Source organism: Pseudomonas sp. GCM10022186, from assembly GCF_042656385.1.
GTDB lineage: Bacteria > Pseudomonadota > Gammaproteobacteria > Pseudomonadales > Pseudomonadaceae > Metapseudomonas.
The window spans coordinates 14131-35219 of sequence record NZ_JBHSOU010000025.1 but is presented as its reverse complement, the minus strand read 5'-3'; the positions used below and the strand labels follow the sequence as shown (position 1 = coordinate 35219).

Genomic DNA, 21089 nt, shown 5'->3' with positions numbered 1-21089 from the left:
GAGGCAACGAGATGAGTGACTATCCGCTTCCGAAATTCCACTTCCAGGTGCAGTGGGGTGGCGCGCGTATCGGCTTCACGGAGATCTCCGGGCTCGATGTCGAGACCGAGGTCATCGAATACCGCGACGGCGCCTTGCGGGAATTCTCCAAGATGAAGATTCCGGGCATGCAGAAGTATCCCAACGTCACCATGAAGCGCGGTGTGTTCAAGTCAGACAACGACTACTTCAACTGGTGGAACACGGTGTCGCTCAACACCGTCGAGCGGCGCGACATCATCGTCAGCCTGCTCAACGAGGCGCACGAACCGGTGATGGTGTGGAAGATCAAGAATGCCTGGCCCACCAAGATCGGCTCGACCGACCTCAAGGCCGACGGCAACGAGATCGCCATCGAGTCCATCGAACTGGCCCACGACGGGCTGTCGATCCAGAACGAGTAGACGCGCCGCCATGAGCCTCTACCTGCCGCCGGTGGGCTTCCACTTCAACGCCAAGTTCGACGTGCCCGGCGCGACGGAACGCGACGTGCGCTTCCGCGACGTGTCCGGGCTGACCATGGAACTGGAGGAGTTCGCCTACAACGAGGGCGGCGAGAACCGCTTCTCGCACAAGCTGCCGGTGCGCGGACGCTACCCCGACCTGGTGCTCAAACGCGGGCTGCTGGTGGATTCCGGGCTGCGCGAATGGGTGCTGGACGCCGTGCACAACCTGGTGATCCAGCCGGTGACCGTGTGGGTGACGCTGCTCGATGAGAGCCATGCGCCGCTGCAGACCTACACGGTGGTCGGCGCCTGGCCGAAGAAGTGGGTGATCTCCGACTTCAGCGCGGAGAACTCGGAGATCGTCGTCGAGACCCTCGAACTGGCCTACCAGTACTTCCGCGTCGACTGAGGAGCGAACGATGCCCGTCTTCATCAACGAAGTGGTGATCCGCAGTACCGTCGATCAGCCGCAGCCGGCGCCCGGCGCACAGCCCGCCCAGGCCAGCGACACGCCCGTCGACCGCGCGGCCCTGGTCGCCGAGGTGACCCGGGCGGTGATCGATTACCTGGAGCGGGAACTCGACCGGATCGGGGAGCGCTGATGCATGGACGGTGCCCTGCTCAAGCTGACCATCATCCCCTTCGAGGACTCCGAAGGCGCCATGGGGCCGCCCGCCGGGCCACCCTTCATCGTCCAGTTCAACCCCGAGACCTACACCGACACCACCGAATTCAAGTACGGCCCGGATGAACCGCCCCAGGGTTCGGCCGGTTCCGAGGCCAAGTTCGAGCGGGTCAACCCGAAGAAATACAGCTTCGAGCTGATGCTCGACGGCACGGGCGTCTCCCCTGCCCCGCCACCGGCCGGCGCGCTGGATGCCGTGGCGCCTTCGACCGGCCTGTCGGTGGTCGCGCAGATCGAACTGTTCAAGCTCACCGTCGGCTTCAGCGGCAACGTGCACCGCCCGCGCTTCCTCATGCTGGTGTGGGGGCGGCTGCTGGTGACCACCGTGCTGGAAAGCTACTCCATCGCCTACAAGCTGTTCTCCCCCGCCGGCCTGCCGTTGCGGGCCAGCATGTCGGCGACCTTTCGCGAGCACACACCCAAGGGCTTCGGCGAACTGCTGAAGAACCTCGCCTCGCCGGACATCAGCCACGCCCACCAGGTACTGGAAGGCGAGCACCTGTCCAAGCTGGTCTACGACGTCTACAAGGACCCGGCCCACTACATGAGCGTGGCCGAGGCGAACCAGCTCGACACCGTGCGCAGGCTCGCCCCGGGCAGCGCACTTTACCTGCCGCCGCTGAGGTGAAGGCATGCCCGGCCTACCCGAACTCGACAGCCGCCCGTCCCATCTCACCACCTTCACGGTGAAGGCGGGGGGCATGGCACTGGGGGCGGAATACGGCATCGTCTCCATCGAGATCCGCCGCGAGGTGAACCGCGTGCCGAAGGCGACCATCGTCCTGCTGGATGGCGACGCGGCCAGGCAGACCTTCGCCCGTTCCGAGGAGTCGACGCTGGTCCCCGGTGTCGAGGTGGAGATCCTCGGTGGTTACTCCTCCGAGGAGAGCACGCTGTTCAAGGGCATCATCACCCGCCAGCGCATCGAGGTGGGCCAACGCGGTGGCTCGTACCTGACCGTGGAGCTGCGTGACCCCGTGTTCCGCATGACCCTGGGCCGCCGCTCGCGCAACTTCAGCGATGTCACCGACTCCGATGTCATGGAGCAGGTCATCGGCCTGAACAAGGGCCTCAGCGCCGAGGTGACGGCGACCAGCCTCAAGCATCCCCAGGTGGTGCAGCACCAGGCCAGCGACTGGGACTTCCTGGTCATGCGGGCGGAGCTGGCGGGCTTCGCGGTGATCTGCATCGACGGCAAGGTGAGCGTGGCGCCACCCGCAGTGGCCGGTGCGGCGGAGGTGTCCGCGATCTTCGGCCAGGGCCTGTTCTCCGCCGAACTGGAACTGGACGCCGAAACCCAGCTCACCAGCGTCGAGACCGGGGCCTGGGACATGGCCAACCAGGAACTCGCCAGCAGCCAGTCCGACGACGTGACGACGCCCGGACCGGGCGACATTCCCGGCAGCGAACTCGCCAGTGCCGGCGGCGTCGACTCGGCCCTGCGCCACCCCGGCGCGCTGGACCAGGCCATGCTCGACCAGTGGGCCGCCGCCGGCATGGGCCGCGCGCGCCGTGCGGCGGTACGCGGACGCGTGCGCGTGCAGGGCAACGCCGCGCTGCTGCCCGGCGTGCTGATCGACCTGGGCGGCCTCGGCAGCCGCTTCAACGGCCTTGGCTTCGTCTCCGGCGTGCGTCACCGGCTCGGCCATGGCGACTGGGTGACCGAAGCGCTGATCGGCTCCGACCCCAAACCCCACGCCGAGCGCTATCCCGTCGCCGCGCCCGCCGCCGGCGGCATCGCCCCGCCCGTACCCGGACTGCAGATCGGCGTGGTGGCAGCCCTGGAAGGCGACCCGGGCGGCGAGGAACGCATCCAGGTACGCCTGGCCACCATCAGCGAGACCGATGGCCTGGTCTGGGCGCGCCAGGCCCTGCTCGATGCCGGCGACAAGCGCAGCACCGCGTTCCGCCCGGAGCTCGACGACGAGGTGGTGGTCGGCTTCCTCGACGGCGACCCGCACCACCCGGTGGTCCTCGGCGCGCTGCACTCCAGCGCCAGGCCCAACCCGCTGGCCGGCTCGAACGACAACCACCAGAAGGCCATCGTCACCCGCGCCGGCATGCGCATTCACTGGGACGACGACAAGGTCGTGGCGACCATCGATACCCCCGCCGGCAACAAGCTGGTGCTGTCCGAGGACGGCAAGTCGATCCTGCTGGAGGACCAGAACGGCAACAAGTTCGAGCTGAACGCCGACGGCATCGCCATGGAGAGCCCTGGCGACATCCGTCTCAAGGCCACGGGAGACGTGAAGATCGAAGGCACCAACATCGAACTGTCGGCCAGCGCCAGTCTCAAGGCCAAAGGCTCGGGTGGCGCGGAAATCAGCTCCAGCGCCAGCACCGTGGTCAAGGGCTCGCTGGTGCAGATCAACTGAAGGAGAACGCCATGCCACCCGCCGCCCGCATCAACGACCTGCACGTCTGCCCGATGGTCACCGGCACGGTGCCGCACGTGGGTGGGCCGGTACTCGGTCCCGGTGTGGCCAGCGTGCTGATCGGTGGCCTGCCCGCCGCGGTGGTCGGCGACAGCGCCAGTTGTTCCGGCCCGCCCGACAGCATCGTCGCCGGCTCCGCCACGGTGATGATCTGCGGCAAGCCGGCGGCGCGCATGGGCGACAGCACAGCCCACGGCGGCAGCATCGTGCTGGGCGACTTCACCGTGATGATCGGCTAGGGAGCAGGAGCATGGCACTGGAAGACCCCTTCATCGGCAGCGGCTGGAGCTTCCCGCCGGCCTTCGACAAGAAGTCCGCCAGCGTGACCATGAGCAGCGGCATCCGCGACATCGAGGAAAGCCTGCGGATCATCTTCAGCACCGCCCTCGGCGAACGGATCATGAACCCGCTGTTCGGGTGCGCGCTGGACGGCAACGTGTTCGAGGTCATGAACACATCACGCATTGCCTACCTGGAGAACCTGATCCGCACCGCGATCATCTACCACGAGGCACGCATCGACGCCGACCAGGTCAGCATCGAGCCGGAGCAGAGCGCCGGCCGCCTGCTGATCGCCATCGGCTACAAGGTGCGCGGTTCCAACTCACGCTTCAACTTCGTCTACCCCTACTACCTGAACGAGGGTTGAGATCGTGACCTGCGCGAAAGGGAATCCCCTGGTCCGCTCCGGGCTGACCCAGGACGGCCGTATCCGCGCCGAACTCGCCACCGGCCACTTCCTCCCCGACGAGCGCGACCTCGCCGACCTGATCCTGTTCGGCCAGCGCTACGCCAGGCATGTGCAGTTCTACGACGCCGGCAACGCCAAGGCCGAGGATTGGAGCGAGTTCTTCGAGGGTGACGTGACGGCGAGCCTGGCGGGGCTGGCGAAGTTGCCGGTGGACGCTTTCCGCGGCGCCCAGCTCGATCTGGAGAACTGGCTGAAGGCCGACCCGACGCGCGACCCGACGCAGCTCGCCGCCCACGCCCGGCTGGGCTTCCACCTGCCGCTGATCCTGCTGCAGATCGCCGGCCAGCATCATGCCCGCCTACCCAGCGACCACCCGTTCGGCGCCACCCTGGTCGAACTCGCCGCGCGCAATCTGGCCGCACCGCTGGGCGGGCTGATCGGCTGGTACAAGGGGGCCTTCGATGCCAGCCTCGGCGCCGGCAATGAGGTCTTCGCCGACGGTCCCCTGTTGCCGGCCGACTACAACATCGCCGGCGGACCGGGCGACACGCGCCTGCGCCTGTCCGCTACCCTGGCCGCCGCCATTGCCGGCCAGCCGGCATTCTCCGTGGCACCGGTGCCGGCGGCGATCCTCGCCAAGGCCGCTCCCGCCGGCTGGGCAGCGCTCTATGCCGCGACGGCCGCTGATCCATCGCCCTATGTGGATGCCATCGGCCAGGGCAACCAGCGCTACGAACAGATCTACGACGCCCTCAGCTACAACCTGCTGAGCACAGCGGTCGAACACATCTACCAGGGCCTGGAACGCATCCGCCGCGACGCCAGCACCCACCTGGAGGAATCCCTGGCCAGCTTCGCCGGACATGCGCCGAACTACGGCCTGTGGCTGGCCTTCCTCAAGCTGTTCGAGCATGCGCGCGGGGTACTCAACCGCTTCACCGAACGTCACCTGGACTTCTACTTCCGCGACGTGCTGCGCCTGGGCAATCGCGCGGCGCAGCCGGACCGGGTGCACCTGCTGTTCGAGCTGGCCAAGGGTGTGGATGCCCACCTGCTGCGCGCCGGCACGCTATTGCGTGGTGGCAAGGATGCCCTGGGCCGGCCGGTGTCCTATGCGCTGGACAACGACATCGTCGTCAACCGTGCCAGCGTCGCCGAGCTGCGTGGCTTGCAGTTGCTCGCCGGCGGCACCTCCTCCGCGCCCACACGGCTGCCACTGGCCGCGCTGGCGGTGCGCTCGCGCGACGGGCTTGGCGAAGTGGCGCTGGCGAAGGACGAGCCGAGCTGGGCGCCCTTCGGTCCGGCGGCGAGCCCGGCCGCGCGCATCGGCTTCGCCGTCGCCGACCGCAAGCTGTTCCTCCGCGAGGGCATTCGCACCATCAGCCTGCGAGCGGAACTGAAGAGCCCGCTGGCGACCACCGCCATCAGCCCGCGCTGGGTCGTGCGCCTGACTGGCGACAAGGGCTGGTTCGAACTGAGGGGCACGGCGCAGATAGCCACCGTGCTGGACAACAGCTTCAGCGAAACGGCCGAAGTGGCGGTAACGCGGCCAGCCAGCAAGGCCCGGTCGAAGGCTGCAGCCAGCAATGCGCGGAAGAAGAGCGGCGCCTTCACCGACAAGCCGGCCCGCGGCAAGGCGCTGCACATCCTGGAGATCACCCTGACCCTCGACCCCGAGGACCCACCGATCATCCCGCTCGACGCCAAGCTGCACGGTAGTGACTACCCACCGGGCGTGCCGCTGGCGGAAATCCTCTTCGACTTCGATGCCCCTGGCAGTGCCCGCGCCTTCGCCGTGCTCCGCGACATCCGCGCGAGCCGCCTGACCCTCGGCGCCGAGGCCGGTGGCCTGAAGAACCTGATGGTGATCGCCGGTGGCGGCGTGGTCGATGTGGCCAAGCCCTTCGCCCCGTTCGGCGCGCAGCCGGCGACCGGCGCCCAGTGGATCATCGGCTCGGCGGAAATCTTCTCCAAGCCCATCGACGAATGGGCGCTGCGCCTGGATTGGGCGAGCAGCTACAGCAGCACCGGTTACTTCCGGAGCTACTCGGCCGATAGCTTCAACCCGACCGAGGCGGTGCTCAGCGAAGGCCGCTGGAACCTCGTGAGCACCTCCAGCGGTCGCGCGGCGCGGCATTTCGCGCGCAAGCGCAAGGCCACCAGCCATACGGATATCGGCCTCGGCGAAAGCGATGTGGAAGTCGCCATGAAAGGGGCCGACGAGATCGATGGCCTGACCCCGCAGACCCTGGAGAATCCGCCGCTTGGCGCCACCTCGCTGAATGGCTTCGTGCGCCTGACCCTGCCCAGGGACTTCGGTCACGCCGCCTTCGTCCGTGAAAACACCCTCGCGCTGATCGGCCTGTCCGGTGGCACCCCTTACACCAAGGGCACGGGCGTCAACGTCACCAGCCAGAACCTCCCCCGCGAGCCCTATAACCCGATGGTCACTCGCCTGGAAGCCGCCTACATCACCACCCGCGACCCGGTGGAAGACTTCACCCTGCTGCACCCTTTCGGCCTGTCCGATGGCACCACCGATGGCCGCCTGTTCCCCGCCCTGCCCTTCGAGGGTGCGTTGCTGATCGGCGTGAAGGACTTCGTCACGCCCGCCCGCCTGTCCTTGCTGGTACAGGTGGCGGACGGTTCGGGTGACCCGCTGAAGCAGGCGCCGCCGCTGCAGTTCCACTACCTCGCAGGGGATGACTGGCAGGCGCTTGACGAGCAGGACATCGACGACAAGACCGGCAATTTCAGCAGCTCCGCCGTGCTCGGCCTCAACCTGCCGGAAGCCGCCGACACCACTCACCGCGTGCTGCCATCCGGCCTGCACTGGATACGCATCGCCGTCACCCGGGACGCGGCGGCGCTCAACCGCCTGCTTTCGGTGGACGCCCAGGCGGCCCGCGCCAGCTTCGTCGACGCCGGCAACGACCCGGCCTTCCTCGCCACGCCGCTGCCGGCCGGGACCATCGCGAAACTGGCGACACCGGAACTGGCGATCAAGAAGATCAGCCAGCCCTACAGTTCCTTCGACGGCCGCCCGGCGGAGGGCGCGCGGGCCTTCGCCACCCGCGTCAGCGAGCGGCTGCGGCACAAGGACCGCGCCGTGACCCTGTGGGACTACGAGGCGCTGGTGCTGGAAGCCTTCCCGCGTCTGTACCGGGTGAAATGCCTGGGCACCACCGAACTCCAGCGCAACGCGCAGAACGCCATCATCGCCGACAACGAGGCGATGCCCGGCGCCGTGACCGTGGTCACCGTGCCCTGGACCCACGGCCAGAACGCCCGCGACCCGCTGCGCCCCTATACCGACCAGGCGACCCTGGCGGCGGTGGATGCCTTCCTGCGCAAGCGCATCTCGCCCTTCGTGCGGCTGGAGGTGCAGAACCCGAAATTCGAGGAAGTGCAGGTGGAGTTCAAGGTGAAGTTCCTGCCCGGCATCGGCGATATCGCCTTCTACATAGACGAGCTGAACAAGGCCCTGGTCGGCTTCCTCACGCCCTGGTCGCGCCCCGGCGGCGGCGAGATCACCTTCGGCGGCCGCCTGTGGAAATCCACCATCATCGATTTCGTCGAGGAGCTGCCTCAGGTGGACTACGTCACCGACTTCCGCCTCTACCACAAGGTCGATATCACCGCTCCCACCGGCGCCTGGTCGCCGGTGGACGTGGAGCTGATCGCGGCCAGCACGGCGCGCTCGATCCTGGTGTCGGCCGCCCGCCACAGCATCAGCGAGGTGCCCGGCCATGCCTGAAACCTCCATCCCGCGCCAGCCCGACCTGGCGCCCCCATACGATTACGGCTTCCTGCGCGCCGAGGGGCTGCAGCACATCCAGCGCTTGTCCGGCCTGCTGTGGACCGATCACAACCTGCACGACCCCGGCATCACCACGCTGGAGATCCTCTGCTACGCGCTGACCGACCTGACCTACCGCGCGCGCTTTTCCACCGTCGACCTGATGACCGGGCCGGACGGCAAGATGGACCCGGCCAGCCTCTCCGGTCTCGTCCCCGCCCACGAGGTGCTGCCCACCGCGCCACGGACGATCCACGACTATCGGCGCCTGCTGCTGCGCATCGAAGGCCTGCGCAACGCCTGGCTCGATCCCATGCAGGACCCGGCCGAACCTGCCAACTACCGCCTCTCGGAAGTGCCGCTGTACGCCGATTGCCTGGCCGATGCCCTCGGCTTCGAGGCGAAGAACGCGGCGAACCAGGCCAACCACCCGGTCAAGCTCTCCGGTTTGTACAAGGTGCGGGTGGAACTGGAGATCGACGACCTGCTCGGCTCATTGAACGAGACGGCGCTGCTCTACCGGATCCGTCGCGGGCCGCTGAAGGGGGCGGTGCTTTCCTTCGACTGCGCCGACGCGGCGTTGCTCGCGGGCGCCATCGACTTCTCCAGCGACCTCAGCAGCCTCGACTCGCTGAGTGTGTCCTCCACCCCGGCCGGCTTCAACGCCACCCTCAACCTCAGCCTGCAGGGCGGCCAGCCCCTCACCCTGCAGCCCTGCCCCATCCGTGTGATCGAGGATCGCCCACGTCCCGACCGCCCGCCACTGAACATCACCGCCCAGGCCATCCGCGGCGTGCTGCTGGCCATTGCCGCCGACGACGACCTGCTGCCGCTGTTCTGGCGCAAGCAGCAGCGTCGCGCGCAGTCCCTCCAGGCGGTGCGCTGTGTACTGCACGCCCATCGCGGGTTGTGCGAGGACTTCCTCTCCATCGCCACGGTGATCCCCTGGCGCATCGGCATCTGCGCCGACATCGAAGTGACAGCGGACGCCGACCTGGAAGAAGTGCAGGCGCGGGTGTTCCACGGGATCGAGAAATACCTGTCGGCGCCGGTGCGCTACCGCAGCCTGGAAGAGATGCTCCGCGAAGGTCGACAGGCCGACGAAATCTTCAACGGTCCCTTCATCGACTTCGCCCTGACCTGCAACGGCAAGCCGGTGTTCACCAAACCCGGTTTCATCACTGACCAGGACCTCGCCAACAGCGAACAGCGGCGCAAGGTGCAGGCCTCGGACATCATCAACCTGGTGGTGGATATCGACGGCGTGGAGGCCATCAGCAGCCTGCAGCTGCGGGTCTACGGCAGCGACGGCCAGCCCGCCGGCAACGCAGTGAAATGGACGCTGGAGGTGCCCGCCGACCACCAGCCGGTGTTCTACATGGAGGGCTCCAAGCTGCTCTTCCACAAGGCCGGCATCCCCTACCGCGCCCAGGTCACCGAGTTCCAGCGCACCCTCGACCAACTGCGCGCCCTCGACCGGCGCGAGCTGTACGTGGCGCCGGACCAGATATTGCCGGTGCCACTCGGGCGCTGGCGCAACACCGACGCCTTCTACAGCGTGCAGCACGATTTCCCCGCGACCTACAAGATCGGCGCGGCGCGCATCTCCCCCACCGAAGACGCCGGACGCATCGCCCAGGCGCGCCAGCTCAAGGGTTACCTGACCTTCTTCGACCAGATGCTGGCCGACTACCTCGGCCAGCTGGCCAATCTGCGTAGGCTCTACTCCCTCGACAAGAGCCTCGACCGCACCTGGTTCAGCCCGCGCCTGAGCGGTATCGCCGGTTCCCTGGGCGACTTCGACAGCGAGTTCTTCATCGATGCCAGCCTGGCAGACGACATCAGCCGCGTGCGCCTGAACGAAAGCGAGGAAGCCTTCCTCGAACGGCGCAACCGCGTGCTCGACCATCTGATCGCCCGTTTCGCCGAGCGTTTCGCCGATTACGCGCTGCTGTCCTTCCGCCTCTCCGGCGACCGCCTGAAGACCTCGGACCAGCTGATCGACGACAAGATCGACTTCCTCGCCGAATACCCGCGCCAGTCCCGCGAGCGCGGCCAGGCCGCCAACCTGCGCCCGGAGGAGCCGGCGCGGGTGTGGGACAGCGACAACATCTCCGGCCTGGAACGCCGCGCCGGGCGCCTGCTCGGCATCGACGACCTGCGCCGCCGCGAGCTGCACTGCGCCGGGCATTTCGACAAGCTGTTCCGGCCCTTGAAGAGCGGCAGCGAATTCCAGGCGGTGATCCGCGACGCCGGCAACAAGCTCCTGTTCGCCTCTGCGGAAACCTTCGCCGACGCCGATGCCGCGCTGGCCGCCGCTGCTGCCGCCTATCCGGGCCTGCGCGAGGAGTCCGCCCTGGAGGTGGTCGAGACCCAGGGCGCCACCACCTTCACCCTGCGCATCGTCTCCGGGCCGACGCCCCTGACCCACAAGAATGCCTTCGACACCGAGGCCGGCGCCTACCAGGCGGCACGGGCGATCATCGACCGCTACGACGAAATCCTCGCTTCCGACCTGTGCAATTCCGAAGGCATGCACCTGATCGAGCATATCCTGCTGCGCCCGCAAGCCAAGGGCGACCGCCTGCTGCAGGTGTGCCTTGGCGACGACTGCGCCTTCTGCGGCGAGCAGGACCCCTACTCGTTCCGCGTCTCGGTGGTACTGCCCTACTGGCCGGAGCGATTTCGCGACCTCAACTTCCGCGCGCTGCTGGAACGCACATTGCGCGAGGAAGCCCCCGCCCACGTGCAGGTGAAGATCTGCTGGATCGGCCAGCGGCAGATGATCGACCTCGACCGGACCTATCGCGCCTGGCTCGAGGCCAGGGCCGCGCCCCGGCCCGATCCCTTGCAGATCGGCGACCGGACCCGGGCGCTGATCGACATCCTCGAATCGCTCACCTCCGTCTACCCCGCCGCATCGCTGCACGACTGCGACGCGGGCGAGGAACAACCCATAGTCCGGCTGGGCTCGACGGCCCTCGGCATCTTCTAGAACACTCTCTGGGAGCGCGGCAGATGGACATCCAGACGTTCTACCCGGTTTTCGAGACCGGTCAGGTGCTCACTTCCGAGCAGTTGAACGACATCATCGACTACCTCGAACCCCAGGACCGCACTACCCGCGCCAACCTGAGTGGCATCGGCATCCTCTGCGGCCTGCGTCCGGACTGGAACGCCACAGCGGCCACGCTGACGCTGTCGCGGGGCGTCGCCATCACCTCGGTGGGGCACCTGATCGTGGAAGATGCCACGGTGTTCGACCGGGTGCGCTCCTACGAGGTCCCCATCCCCTCCGCGCCCACGGCCACGGCGGACGACAAGGCCAAGGCGCGCTACCCCTTCCTGTTCGATGGCAACACCCAGCGCCAGGCCTTCGAATTGCTGCCCACGGACTTCCAGCCGGCGCCCGGCGAGGCCGCGCCAACACCGCTGAATGCCGCCTTCGTCGCCGACAAGACGCTGCTGCTGTTCCTCGAAACCAGCCTCGAATCGCTGAAGAACTGCGATATCAACGACTGCTCGGACAAGGGTGCGGAGATGAACCTGACCCTGCGCCGCCTGCTGGTTTCGCGAAGCGTCGCCGACACCATCCTCGCCCAGGAACAGGCCATCGCCGGCCGCCCGGTGGACCGCGCCCACCACCCGCGCCTCGGCCTTTCGCGCCTCGCCATGGACAAGGTGAATCCCGCCGGCGGCACCCTGGTATCCCTGGCCGACCTTTACGGCCGCTACCTCGCCTGCATCGCCCGGGCCGCGACGCAGCTCATGCCGGCGATGAACGCGGCGTGGAGCGCCTACCAGCCGTTGCTGCAGGACCTGTACCCGGCCGATCGCTTCCCCGAAGGGCCGATCCCGAAACATCACTTCCTCAACATGCTGGCGGCACTGGCGGAGACACCGGTGCTGGTGCAATACCTGTACGGCGGCTTGCACGACATCCTCTGCAGCTACAACGAATTCCTCGATTGCGCGGCGCTGTTCGACGCCGAATGCGCGCCCGACCCGGCGCGCTTCCCCCGCCATGTGCTGGCGGGGGACGTGGAACCCCGGCCGCTGGCCTTTGCCGGCGCGCCAAGGACCCTCGCCGAATTCGCCACCTACGATGCGCTGGCCGCCAAGGGCGGTGCCGCCCCGGAGGGCGCGCCGGCCCAGCGCCGTCACCACTTCGTGCCCTCCCCGGCACCGGACGCCGGCAACGAAAGGGCCGCAGAGCTGCGCGCGCTGTTCGCTCGCATGGTGCTGCTGGCGCAGACCTACGCCACGCGCACCCTGCTCGGGGCGGATGTCGAATTGACCCCGTCGCGGGACGGTACCGCACCGCTGGGAGAAAGGGCGATCCCCTTCTACTACCGCTTCGAGCCGGTCGGCGACCTGTTCGCCAACTGGTCGTGGCGCAAGGCGCGGGCCAACCGGTTCGACGCGATCTTCTCCTGGCAGCTCAGCGCCGCCGCCAATCCCCACCCCTTCCTGCTGCGCCAGGATGGCGAGGATTTCGTCCGCATCGAAGGCGTGCTCGGCAGGCCGCTCGGCTCGGTCATGGCGGAGCTGATCCGCGAGAAGCGCCGCCTCGGCCTGTCGTTCTCCATCCAGCCGGTGTGGCTGGCCCTCGGTGACAACGCCGACCAGAACAACGCAGCCCGGGATCGCGCCCAGGAGGCCATCCGCAAGCTGCTGATGTGTCAGATGCGCGACCTCGACGTGATCTTCCTGATGATCATGGCCGCGATCTTCGCCTTCATGGTCTGGCTGGTGCAGGTGCTCGGCCGCCTGGACGCGACCAAGGCTACCCGGCGCACGCCGGCGGTCACCGCGCCGCCGGCTGCCGGGGCTGCCGGCGGGCTGGTGTTGAGCGCCAACCTGGCCGTGCTCAACCTTGAGCCGAAGGAGCAACAGAAGACCCGTCTGATCAGCGAGCAACTGCTGAGCAGCGCGCGCAGCGAGAAAGTCCTTGCCGGGAACACCGTGAAGTTCATCGCCCAGAGCGCCGTCGCCGAACAGCCGCTGGCGACCGTGGCGGTCGCCAGCGTCTACGACAAGGTGCGCGACAAGGCCATCGGCGGCGAATTGCTCGAGCGCGTGCGTGCCGCCACCGAAACCCTCGGCGTACCCGGCGAGCGCGAGGAGCTGAGCAGGGCCATCTATCCCTCGGTGGCGCTGATGGCGCGCGCCGAGGAGATGATGAAGGTCGCCAGCGCCGACTCCCTGGCCGACTTCGATGGCGATGCCTTCGATACAGCCCTGCGCGGCTTCAGCGATGCCTACGCCAGTTACGTGGCGCAGGCGGAAACCGATTCCGCCAGGGCCGGCACGGAAATCGCCACCGCCAACCTGGCCATAGTCGGCAAGCGCGACATGGTCGCCGCGGCCGCTACCCAGGTGTCCAGCGCGACCATCACCCAGGAGCTGGCCAAGCGCCTCGGGGACATGTTCGAAGACATGACCTTTCCCGGTTTCGCGCGCAAGCACCCCGGCCTGGAACACAAGGCCGGTGTACCGCTGGGCGGTACCTTCGTGCTGCTCTACGCCGGACGCGAGGACCTGGATGCCGGCATGCGCATCGCCCTGGAAAAACTCAACGGCGGAATCGGCGACCTGTTCGCGAAACTGCTCAAGGCCCGCGTGCCCGACCTTTCCCCGGATGAATCGATCAAGCGGATCCTCGAGAGCAGCAGGCCGCGCAGCGAAGACGTGCTGGACAACTTCGTCGTCCTCGGCGATTTCTGCCTGCCCTACCTGTGCTGCGACAGCGACTGCACGGAGGTCGAGGTGAACCGGCGGATCAACCAGGGCATCGGCACCCTCAGGGCCAACGTGGCGAATCGCCCGGTTCCGGCGGACAGGGTCGTCACGCCCACCCCGCCCCCGGCTCCGACACGGGGCGGAACGGCCAGCGGCCCCACGCCGACACCCACTCCCACACCGGCACCGGCCAACGGCAAGGTGGTGGTCAGCCTGCTCAGCGGCGACCCGCGGCGGGTGCCGGTGCAGGGCGCCATCCTGCTGATCACCGATCTCGCCACCGGCAAGAGCAGCGAGCGCAGGATGCCGGAAGCGACCCTGACCCTGGACCTGCCCAGCAGCAAGTATGCCTTCGTCGCCACCAGCGGCACGGCGAAGTCGGCGCCGGTGGAGATCGCCCTGAAGGCCGGCGCCAGCGTCAACATCAGCCTGCAACTCGTGGCGGGCTAGGCCGATGACCGGCTCGGAGCACCGCATCGGCCGCCTGGTCTTCGACCTCGCCGCGCCGGACCCGGCTGCCCTGGGCGGCTTCGATGCCCTGCTGCGCAATCGCTTCGACGCTCTGATCCTGCCGGCGCTGCAGGCCGCCCTCGACCGTATTGACCGCCCCGGCGAGCTGATCCGCTTCGACCGGGTGGAAATCGACCTGGGCGCCTTCGACCCGGCGGCGCTGGATGGCGACGAGCTGGTCCGGCGCCTGGCACGACAGCTGGCCGCCGCGCTGGTCCCGCCGCCGCCCGATTCCGATGGACCGCCGGATACCGAAGAACTGCTGGCCTTCCTGCACAGCGGCGAATTGCCCTGGGTCGAGCCGGGCAAGGCGTTGGCGATCCTCGCCGCCAATCTGCTGGCCTTGGATGCCCGCGCCCTGCGCCACCTTGCCGAGCGCCTGCGTCCGCTGCTGATCCGCCGCAGCGCCAGTGAACGGCTGGCGCGCCAGTTGCCCGCGGCACTCCTGCGCCGCCTGCTGCGCGCCCTGCTGCCGGATGAACTGGCGCTACCTTTGGCAGCGGCCTTGGGGGAGGATGCGGCGATGCCGGGCGCCTCTTCGAGTCCGCTGGCGGAAACCCAGGTCGCCGCGCTGAGCGAGATGTTCCGCAGCCTTGCCGCCGGTATCCGGCAGCCCGAACTGGCGGACGTGATCGGCCTGTATATCGCGCTGGATGGCCGCCTGGCCGTGCCTCCACTGCCGCGGCCATCCACCAGGCTGGAACCGGCCGCTCCGCCAGTTTCGGCGGAAACCAACCCGACGGCGGCCGTGCAAGCCACCCCCCGTCCCGTGCATGCGGCCGGCGCGGTGCTGCTGCACCCGTTCCTCGCCACCTTCTTCGAGCGCCTCGACCTGCTCGCCGGCCCTGGCCGCTTCCGCGACTACTCCGCGCAATGCCGCGCGGTGCTGCTCGGCCACTACCTGGCCATCGGGACCGAGGACGTGCCGGAGCCGGAAACCGCGCTGTTCAAGCTGCTCTGCGGCCTGCCTTTCAATGAACCGCTGCCACGCCGTGTCGAACTCAGCGAACGGGAGCGCGAAGAAGCCGATGCCCTGCTGCGCAGTGTGATCCAGCACTGGGGTCGACTGGGCAACACCTCTCCCGCCGGTCTGCGCGAAGGTTTCCTCACCCGCGCGGGACGGCTGCAGCGCCAGGGTGAAAACTGGCTGCTCAGCGTCGAACCCAGTGGCGTCGACATACTGCTGTCGCACCTGCCATGGACGCTGTCGCGGGTGCGTACGCCGTTCATGCAATCCATTCTCAGCGTGGACTGGCGCCAGCCATGAAAACCGCCGCCGCGCCGCAACGCAAAGCCTCGACCAGCGAAGCCAAGGGTGGCGGCGCGGCCCGCAAGCCGTTTTTCAGCATGTCCCAGGCACAGGCGCGGGAGGATGAAACCCAGGCGCGGATGAAGGTTGGTCGGCCCGGCGACCGCTATGAGCTGGAGGCCGACCGGGTAGCCGACCAGGTGGTGGACGGCAAGGCTGCCGGCGTTGGCCTGGCGGCGGGCGTCACCCCGCTGGCCCAGCGCGTCGCCGAGCCGGAAGGGGAATTGCAGGCCAGGGCTGCCGAACCGGAGGAAGTCCAGGACCTGGCGCAGGAGGAGCAGGACGTCCAGGCGAAAGCCGAGGAGGCGCCTGACGAGGTCCAGGCCAAGGACCAGGAGAAGGAAGAGCTCCAGGCCAGGTCCGACGACAAGGAGCAGGATCTACAGGCCAAGGCAGCCCCGGAAGACCAGGACGAACTCCAGGCCAAGGGTGAGCGGTCGGAAGAGGAGCAGGCCCAGGCCAAGGAAGAAGACGAGGAGGTGCAGGCTCGCGCCGGCCAGGGCGGCACCTCTCCTTCCGCCGAGGTGGCCAGGCAGATCCGCGCCGCCCACGGTGGCGGCAATCCCCTGCCCGGCCCGGTACGCGAGAAGATGGAAGCGCAGTTCGGCGCCAGGCTGGATGGGGTACGCATCCACACTGACGCACCCGCCGTGCTGCTGTCCCAGGCGCTCAAGGCGCAGGCCTTCACCCACGGTAGCGACATCTTCTTCAACGAGGGCAAGTTCGCCCCGGACTCCCGCGCCGGCCAGCACCTGCTCGCCCACGAGCTGACCCACACCATCCAGCAGGGCGCAGTACAACCGGAACCCGCGACGGGCGACAGGGATGTGCTGAGCCTCTCTCCCAGTGAGAGCGCCGACAGCTACCAGGTCCGTCCCGAGATCGTCGCGGCGATCCGCCTGGCGCGCGGCGAGATCGGCAAGGTCAATGCCAAGAAGAGCGGCGCCGACGGCAAGCGCATCGGCTGGGAACGCCTGCGCGAATACTTCTCCACGGCCTTCGGCGGCCCCGTGGTCAGCGAGCAGGTGATCGACCGCATCACCACCATCGAAAAGACCGACAAGGACGGCAAGAAGACGCGGATGGACGCGCTGCCCAGCTGGTGCGGCATCTTCACCTGGTGGGCGATGAAGAAGGCCGGCCTGCCGATTCCCGACTGGAAACTCGGCGCCCCCGCCCTCGACGCGCTGAAGCTGCGCCCGGCCGGCGAGCTGCCGCGCAAGGGCGACATCGCCATCGACGTGTTGCCCAACAACCACTTCGCCATGGTCACCGGCCTGGAAAGTCGCAAGGATGCCGAAGGCAAGCCGCTCAAGCTGACCCGTGTCGCCACCATCAACGGCAACACCGCGGGCGAGGACAACCTCGGCGGCCAGGTGCAGGAACGCTGGCACGAGCTGGGGCACTGGGACCATTTCCTCGACCCGGTGGGCAAGCTGAGCCTGCCGGAAGCGCCGATGGTCACGGTCGGCCGCGAGCCGGAACCGGTACAAGCGGAAAGCGCCGCGCCCCCTCCTGCCGCACAAGCGAGCGCGCCAGCTGCGGCGGAGCGCGGGCCGACCCTGGACAGCGTCGACCTCGACAGCGAAGTGACTGCGCCGCCCGGCGATCTGCTGGGCGAGGCGCTTCCCGAACCGGACCTGAGCCTGCCGCCACCGGCAGACACCGGCCCTGCCGAGGTAGTGGCGGTGGTGGAAAAAGTCGAGCTGTCCGGTAGCTCCGACGAGGCCACCACCCGGTTTATCGACGCCAGCCCCTCGGCCATGGCCGTCACCCAGCCGGAGCTCGGGCCAACCATCGACGGCAAGATGAAGGCCGAGCAGCAGGATCTCGTGGACAACCCGCCGGTGCTGGAAGCCAAGACTTCCGGCAGCGTGGAGGTGCCGCTCTCAGGTGCCGAGGAGATCCCGATCCCCGCTGATGCCGAGCTTGGCGATGGCGTGAGTGGCCCCGATCCGGGCGACCTGCAGACGGTTACGCCAGGCACGCCGCAGCCGTTCCGCGGCAACGCCGAGCGCGAAAAGGAGCTGGAGGAGGAAGACTCCGGTTCGTTCTGGGACCGTTTCATGAACTTCCTCAAGAAGTTCGTCAAGGGCATCCGCACCACGGACGACAGTATCGACACCTCGGCCGGCGAGCGGCCGAACGTGGCGCTCTCCGGCGAGGCCGCCCCCGAACGCATGGATACCCCGCGCGAGGAAGGCACCACCGCGCTGAAGGAGCAGCGCGATGCCCAGGTCACCGCGTTCCGCAACAATCCGGGGCAGGCCAACATCCAACCGCGCAAGCTCGACGAGCAGCGTCCGGTCGCCGTCTCTGCCGAAGCCGCCGCGACCATCGATCCGCAGGCCGACGACAATGTCGCCGCCTACGCCGCCGCGCCGCTGCCCCAGGATGTGCGCGACAACGCCGACGCCCGCATTGCCAAGACCCTGACACCGAACCTCGCCGAAGCGCGCAGCCAGACGGTGGATGCGGCCACGACCCGCGACACCGACAAGGACCGCGAGATCGACACCGCCCAGCAGGCCGCCGCCCAGCTCAACGCCGATACCGACGCCGCCCAGCGCAAGCTGGTGATCGACAATCGCGGCAAGGTGGCCACGTTGCAAGGCGAAGGGATCGGCGAGGCCTACGACCAGGTCAACGCGTTCAGCACCGACGCCGCCACCGAACAGGGCAAGGCGCGCAAGGAGATCGGCGAGCACGTCAAGAGCGAGGAAGGCAAGGCCAGGACCGAACTGGACCAGGGCGAGAAGGACGCCGAGAAGGAGAAGACCGAAGGCGAGCGCAAGGCCGCCGAGAAGAAGGCCGAGCTGGAGAAGAAACAGGAAGAAGGTAGTTGGTGGGACCGCGCGAAGAATGTCATCAAGCGCGCGGTGAAGGTCATCACCGACGCCATCGACGCGGTCTTCACCGCCGTGCGCAACGCGGTGAAGACCATCATCGAGAAAGCCAAGAACGCCGCCATCGGCCTGATCAACGCCGCCCGCGACTGGGTAGTGGACAAGCTGGACAAGTTCCGTGACTGGGCCAAGGACAAGGTCAACACCTACCTGAAGGACAGCTTCCCGGGCCTGGCCAGGCGCATCAACGACGGCATAGACACCGTCACCGACGCCGCCATCGACGGCGTGAACACCGTGGCCGACGCGGCCATCGAGGGCATCACCAAGCTGGCCGACGCCCTCGCCGCCACCCTCGACAAGATTCTCTCGACCTTCCAGACCGCCCTGAAGACCGCCGTGCGGGTGGCCGGCGCGGTGCTCCAGGGCGACTTCGCCGAGGCCCTGCGGGCGGCCATCGAGGGGGCCTGCGAGATTGCCGGCGTCGACTCCAAGCCGGTGTTCGAGTTCTTCGACCGCGCCGGCAAGGCGGTGATGTCGATCCTCGAGGACCCGGTGGGCTTCATCAAGAAACTCTTCGGCGCGGTCGGCGACGGCATCGGCAACTTCTTCAAGAACATCAAGAAGCACCTCATCGACGGTGTGGTCGGCTGGCTCACCGGCGCGCTGGGCGAGGTCAATCTCACCGGCCCGTTCGAGTTCAGCCCGCGCGGCATCCTCAATATCGTGCTGCAGGTGCTGGGGTTGACCTACGCCAACATCAAGGCGCGGGTGATCAAGAAAGTGCCTGCCGTCGCGCCGGTGTTCGACCTGGTGGAAAAGGGCTACGAGCTGCTGCAGAAGGTGATCACCGAGGGTCCCGCCGCGCTCTGGGAAGAGATCAAGGGCCAGTTGTCCAACCTCAAGGAAACGGTGATGGCGGCCATCCGCAACTGGCTGATCGTCACCGCGATCAAGGAGGGCATCGTCTGGCTGCTGTCCCTGACCAACCCGGCGTCGGCCATCGTCAAGGCGATCAAGCTGGTGTACGACCTGGTGATGTTCCTGATCGAGCGTTACCAGCAGATCAAGGAGTTCATCCTCTCGGTCTACGAGGCCGTCGCCGAAGTCGCCGCGGGCAACTTCGCCAAGGTCACCCAGGCCGTGGAGAATGCCCTGGCCCGATCGGTGCCGGTGCTGATCTCCCTGTTCGCCTCGGTACTTGGCCTGGGCAACATCGCCAAGCAGGTGAAGAACATCATCGGCACCATTACCAAGCCGGTCAACAAGGCCATCGACTGGGTGGTGGACAAGGTGGTCGCCTTCGCCAGGAAGATCGTGGCCAAGGTCAAGAGCGGCGCGAAGAAGGTGAAGGAGAAGGCCAAGGAGACGGTGCAGAAACTCATCGACTGGTGGAAGACCCGCTCCGGCTTCAAGGACGATTCCGGCGAATCCCACACCCTGTCCTACAAGGGCCAGAAGAAGGCGGCCAAGCTCTACGTGGCCAGCTCGAACCCGACCCATATCGAACCTTTCCTGAAGCAGCGCCGCCGCGAAGCCAAGGCAGGCAGCCCGGAACTCAAGCTGGTGACCGATGCACAGAGCTACTACACCACCCATGTGGTGCCCGCGCAGAACGCCCTGGCCGCCGCCGACAGCGGCTCGTCCACGGCGAAGAAGACCAAGTCCGTCGAGGACAACAAGAAGCTGGTCAACGACCTGCAGCAGCATCTCGACCACATGGGCACCACCTACCTGCGGCACATGTTCGGTAGCGGTGCCAAGGACTTCCCACCGCCGAAGCTGCCGGTGATGGCCGACAACGTGAAGGCACGCAGCTTCACCGCCGACTACATCGTCAACGCCAAGGGCTACAAGTACCCGGTGCAGACCGGCACTTCATCCACCGCCCACAAGGGTAACCTGCACGGCTGGACGGCAATTCCCAAGCCGCTGCGCGAGAACCAGACCTACGTGCGCATGCACCTGCTGCCGCACAAGCTGGGTGGGGATGCGGTGGACTCGAACCTGACCCCGGCCAACGGGCCGAAGTACAACATCCCCTTTGGCAGTTCGGTGGAACACAGCGCCAAGCAGCAAGCGGTCGAGGGGCCTGAAGCCAAGCGCGAACCGATCTGGTACAGCTTCACCATCGGCTACCACCCGCTCGCCGGGGGCGGCGGCGAGTCGCCATGGCCCAGCCTGCTCAAGGCCGAATGGGGCACCTACGAGAAGCGCAACCCGACCGACAAGGAGTGGGTGCGCAAGAGCGCGCCGATCGACCAGCGAAGCGCGTCGCCACCCTACCCGACCTTCACCGCGGTCACCCCGGACATCAACGACCCGGACACCACCGCCGGAGAAATCGCCGACGCGGCCGACGTCGATCGCGGCTTCGCCGTGCTGATCCTCAATCTGCGCGACGACCTGGGCGGCAGCTTCGGTACCACCCAGGCCAACTTCACCCGCAAGATGAACGACCGGTACCTGAACCGTACCACCGGCGATACCCGGCGCGGCGTGGAGAACTACGAGGCCCGGCTGGACAAGGTCAAGGCGGCGATCAAGGGCGGAAAGCTGCTGCTGAAATAGGGGGATGAGCAGG

General features: G+C 67.6%; 12 protein-coding genes. All 12 read left to right on the top strand.

The features are described from left to right. Positions 1-11: 11 nt before the first annotated feature. Genes ACFPU0_RS11510 through ACFPU0_RS11455 form a run of 12 tightly spaced genes read left to right on the top strand, consistent with a single transcriptional unit; the run spans position 12 to position 21076 of the window. Positions 12-443 carry a phage tail protein gene (locus ACFPU0_RS11510; RefSeq protein WP_377693120.1) on the top strand — a complete coding sequence of 144 codons (432 nt, stop codon included), beginning with the start codon at positions 12-14 and terminating at the stop codon, positions 441-443. Between the two features lie 10 nt (positions 444-453). Continuing rightward, positions 454-894 carry a phage tail protein gene (locus ACFPU0_RS11505; protein WP_377693118.1) on the top strand — a complete coding sequence of 147 codons (441 nt, stop codon included), beginning with the start codon at positions 454-456 and terminating at the stop codon, positions 892-894. Between the two features lie 10 nt (positions 895-904). Continuing rightward, complete coding sequence (locus ACFPU0_RS11500) at positions 905-1087, top strand: DUF5908 family protein (RefSeq protein ID WP_377693117.1); 183 nt, start codon at positions 905-907, stop codon at positions 1085-1087. A gap of 3 nt (positions 1088-1090) precedes the next feature. After that, positions 1091-1798, top strand: coding sequence for a hypothetical protein (locus ACFPU0_RS11495; protein ID WP_377693116.1), 708 nt, complete (start codon positions 1091-1093; stop codon positions 1796-1798). Positions 1799-1802: 4 nt separating this feature from the next. Then, positions 1803-3548 (top strand): type VI secretion system tip protein VgrG, encoded by a 1746-nt coding sequence (gene vgrG, locus ACFPU0_RS11490; protein WP_377693115.1) that lies wholly within the window; start codon positions 1803-1805, stop codon positions 3546-3548. Between the two features lie 11 nt (positions 3549-3559). Next, positions 3560-3847, top strand: a complete 288-nt coding sequence (locus ACFPU0_RS11485) for a PAAR domain-containing protein (protein WP_377693114.1) — start codon at positions 3560-3562, stop codon at positions 3845-3847. An 11-nt stretch (positions 3848-3858) separates the two neighbouring features. Then, positions 3859-4257 (top strand): GPW/gp25 family protein, encoded by a 399-nt coding sequence (locus tag ACFPU0_RS11480; RefSeq protein WP_377693113.1) that lies wholly within the window; start codon positions 3859-3861, stop codon positions 4255-4257. A gap of 4 nt (positions 4258-4261) precedes the next feature. Further along, positions 4262-8056 carry a hypothetical protein gene (locus ACFPU0_RS11475; protein ID WP_377693112.1) on the top strand — a complete coding sequence of 1265 codons (3795 nt, stop codon included), beginning with the start codon at positions 4262-4264 and terminating at the stop codon, positions 8054-8056. Then, positions 8049-11093 (top strand): hypothetical protein, encoded by a 3045-nt coding sequence (locus ACFPU0_RS11470; RefSeq protein WP_377693111.1) that lies wholly within the window; start codon positions 8049-8051, stop codon positions 11091-11093. The genes ACFPU0_RS11475 and ACFPU0_RS11470 overlap by 8 nt, the downstream gene beginning before the upstream one ends. A gap of 23 nt (positions 11094-11116) precedes the next feature. Beyond that, entirely contained in the window at positions 11117-14290 is a 3174-nt protein-coding gene (locus ACFPU0_RS11465; RefSeq protein ID WP_377693110.1) for a hypothetical protein, read from the top strand. 4 nt (positions 14291-14294) lie between these two features. Continuing rightward, the gene (locus tag ACFPU0_RS11460) at positions 14295-15617 is read left to right on the top strand and encodes a contractile injection system tape measure protein (protein WP_377693108.1); all 1323 of its coding nucleotides are present in this window, start codon (positions 14295-14297) and stop codon (positions 15615-15617) included. Next, on the top strand, positions 15614-21076 hold the full coding sequence (locus ACFPU0_RS11455; protein WP_377693107.1) for an eCIS core domain-containing protein: 5463 nt from the start codon (positions 15614-15616) through the stop codon (positions 21074-21076). Before ACFPU0_RS11460 ends, ACFPU0_RS11455 begins: the two co-directional genes overlap by 4 nt. Positions 21077-21089: the final 13 nt, after the last annotated feature.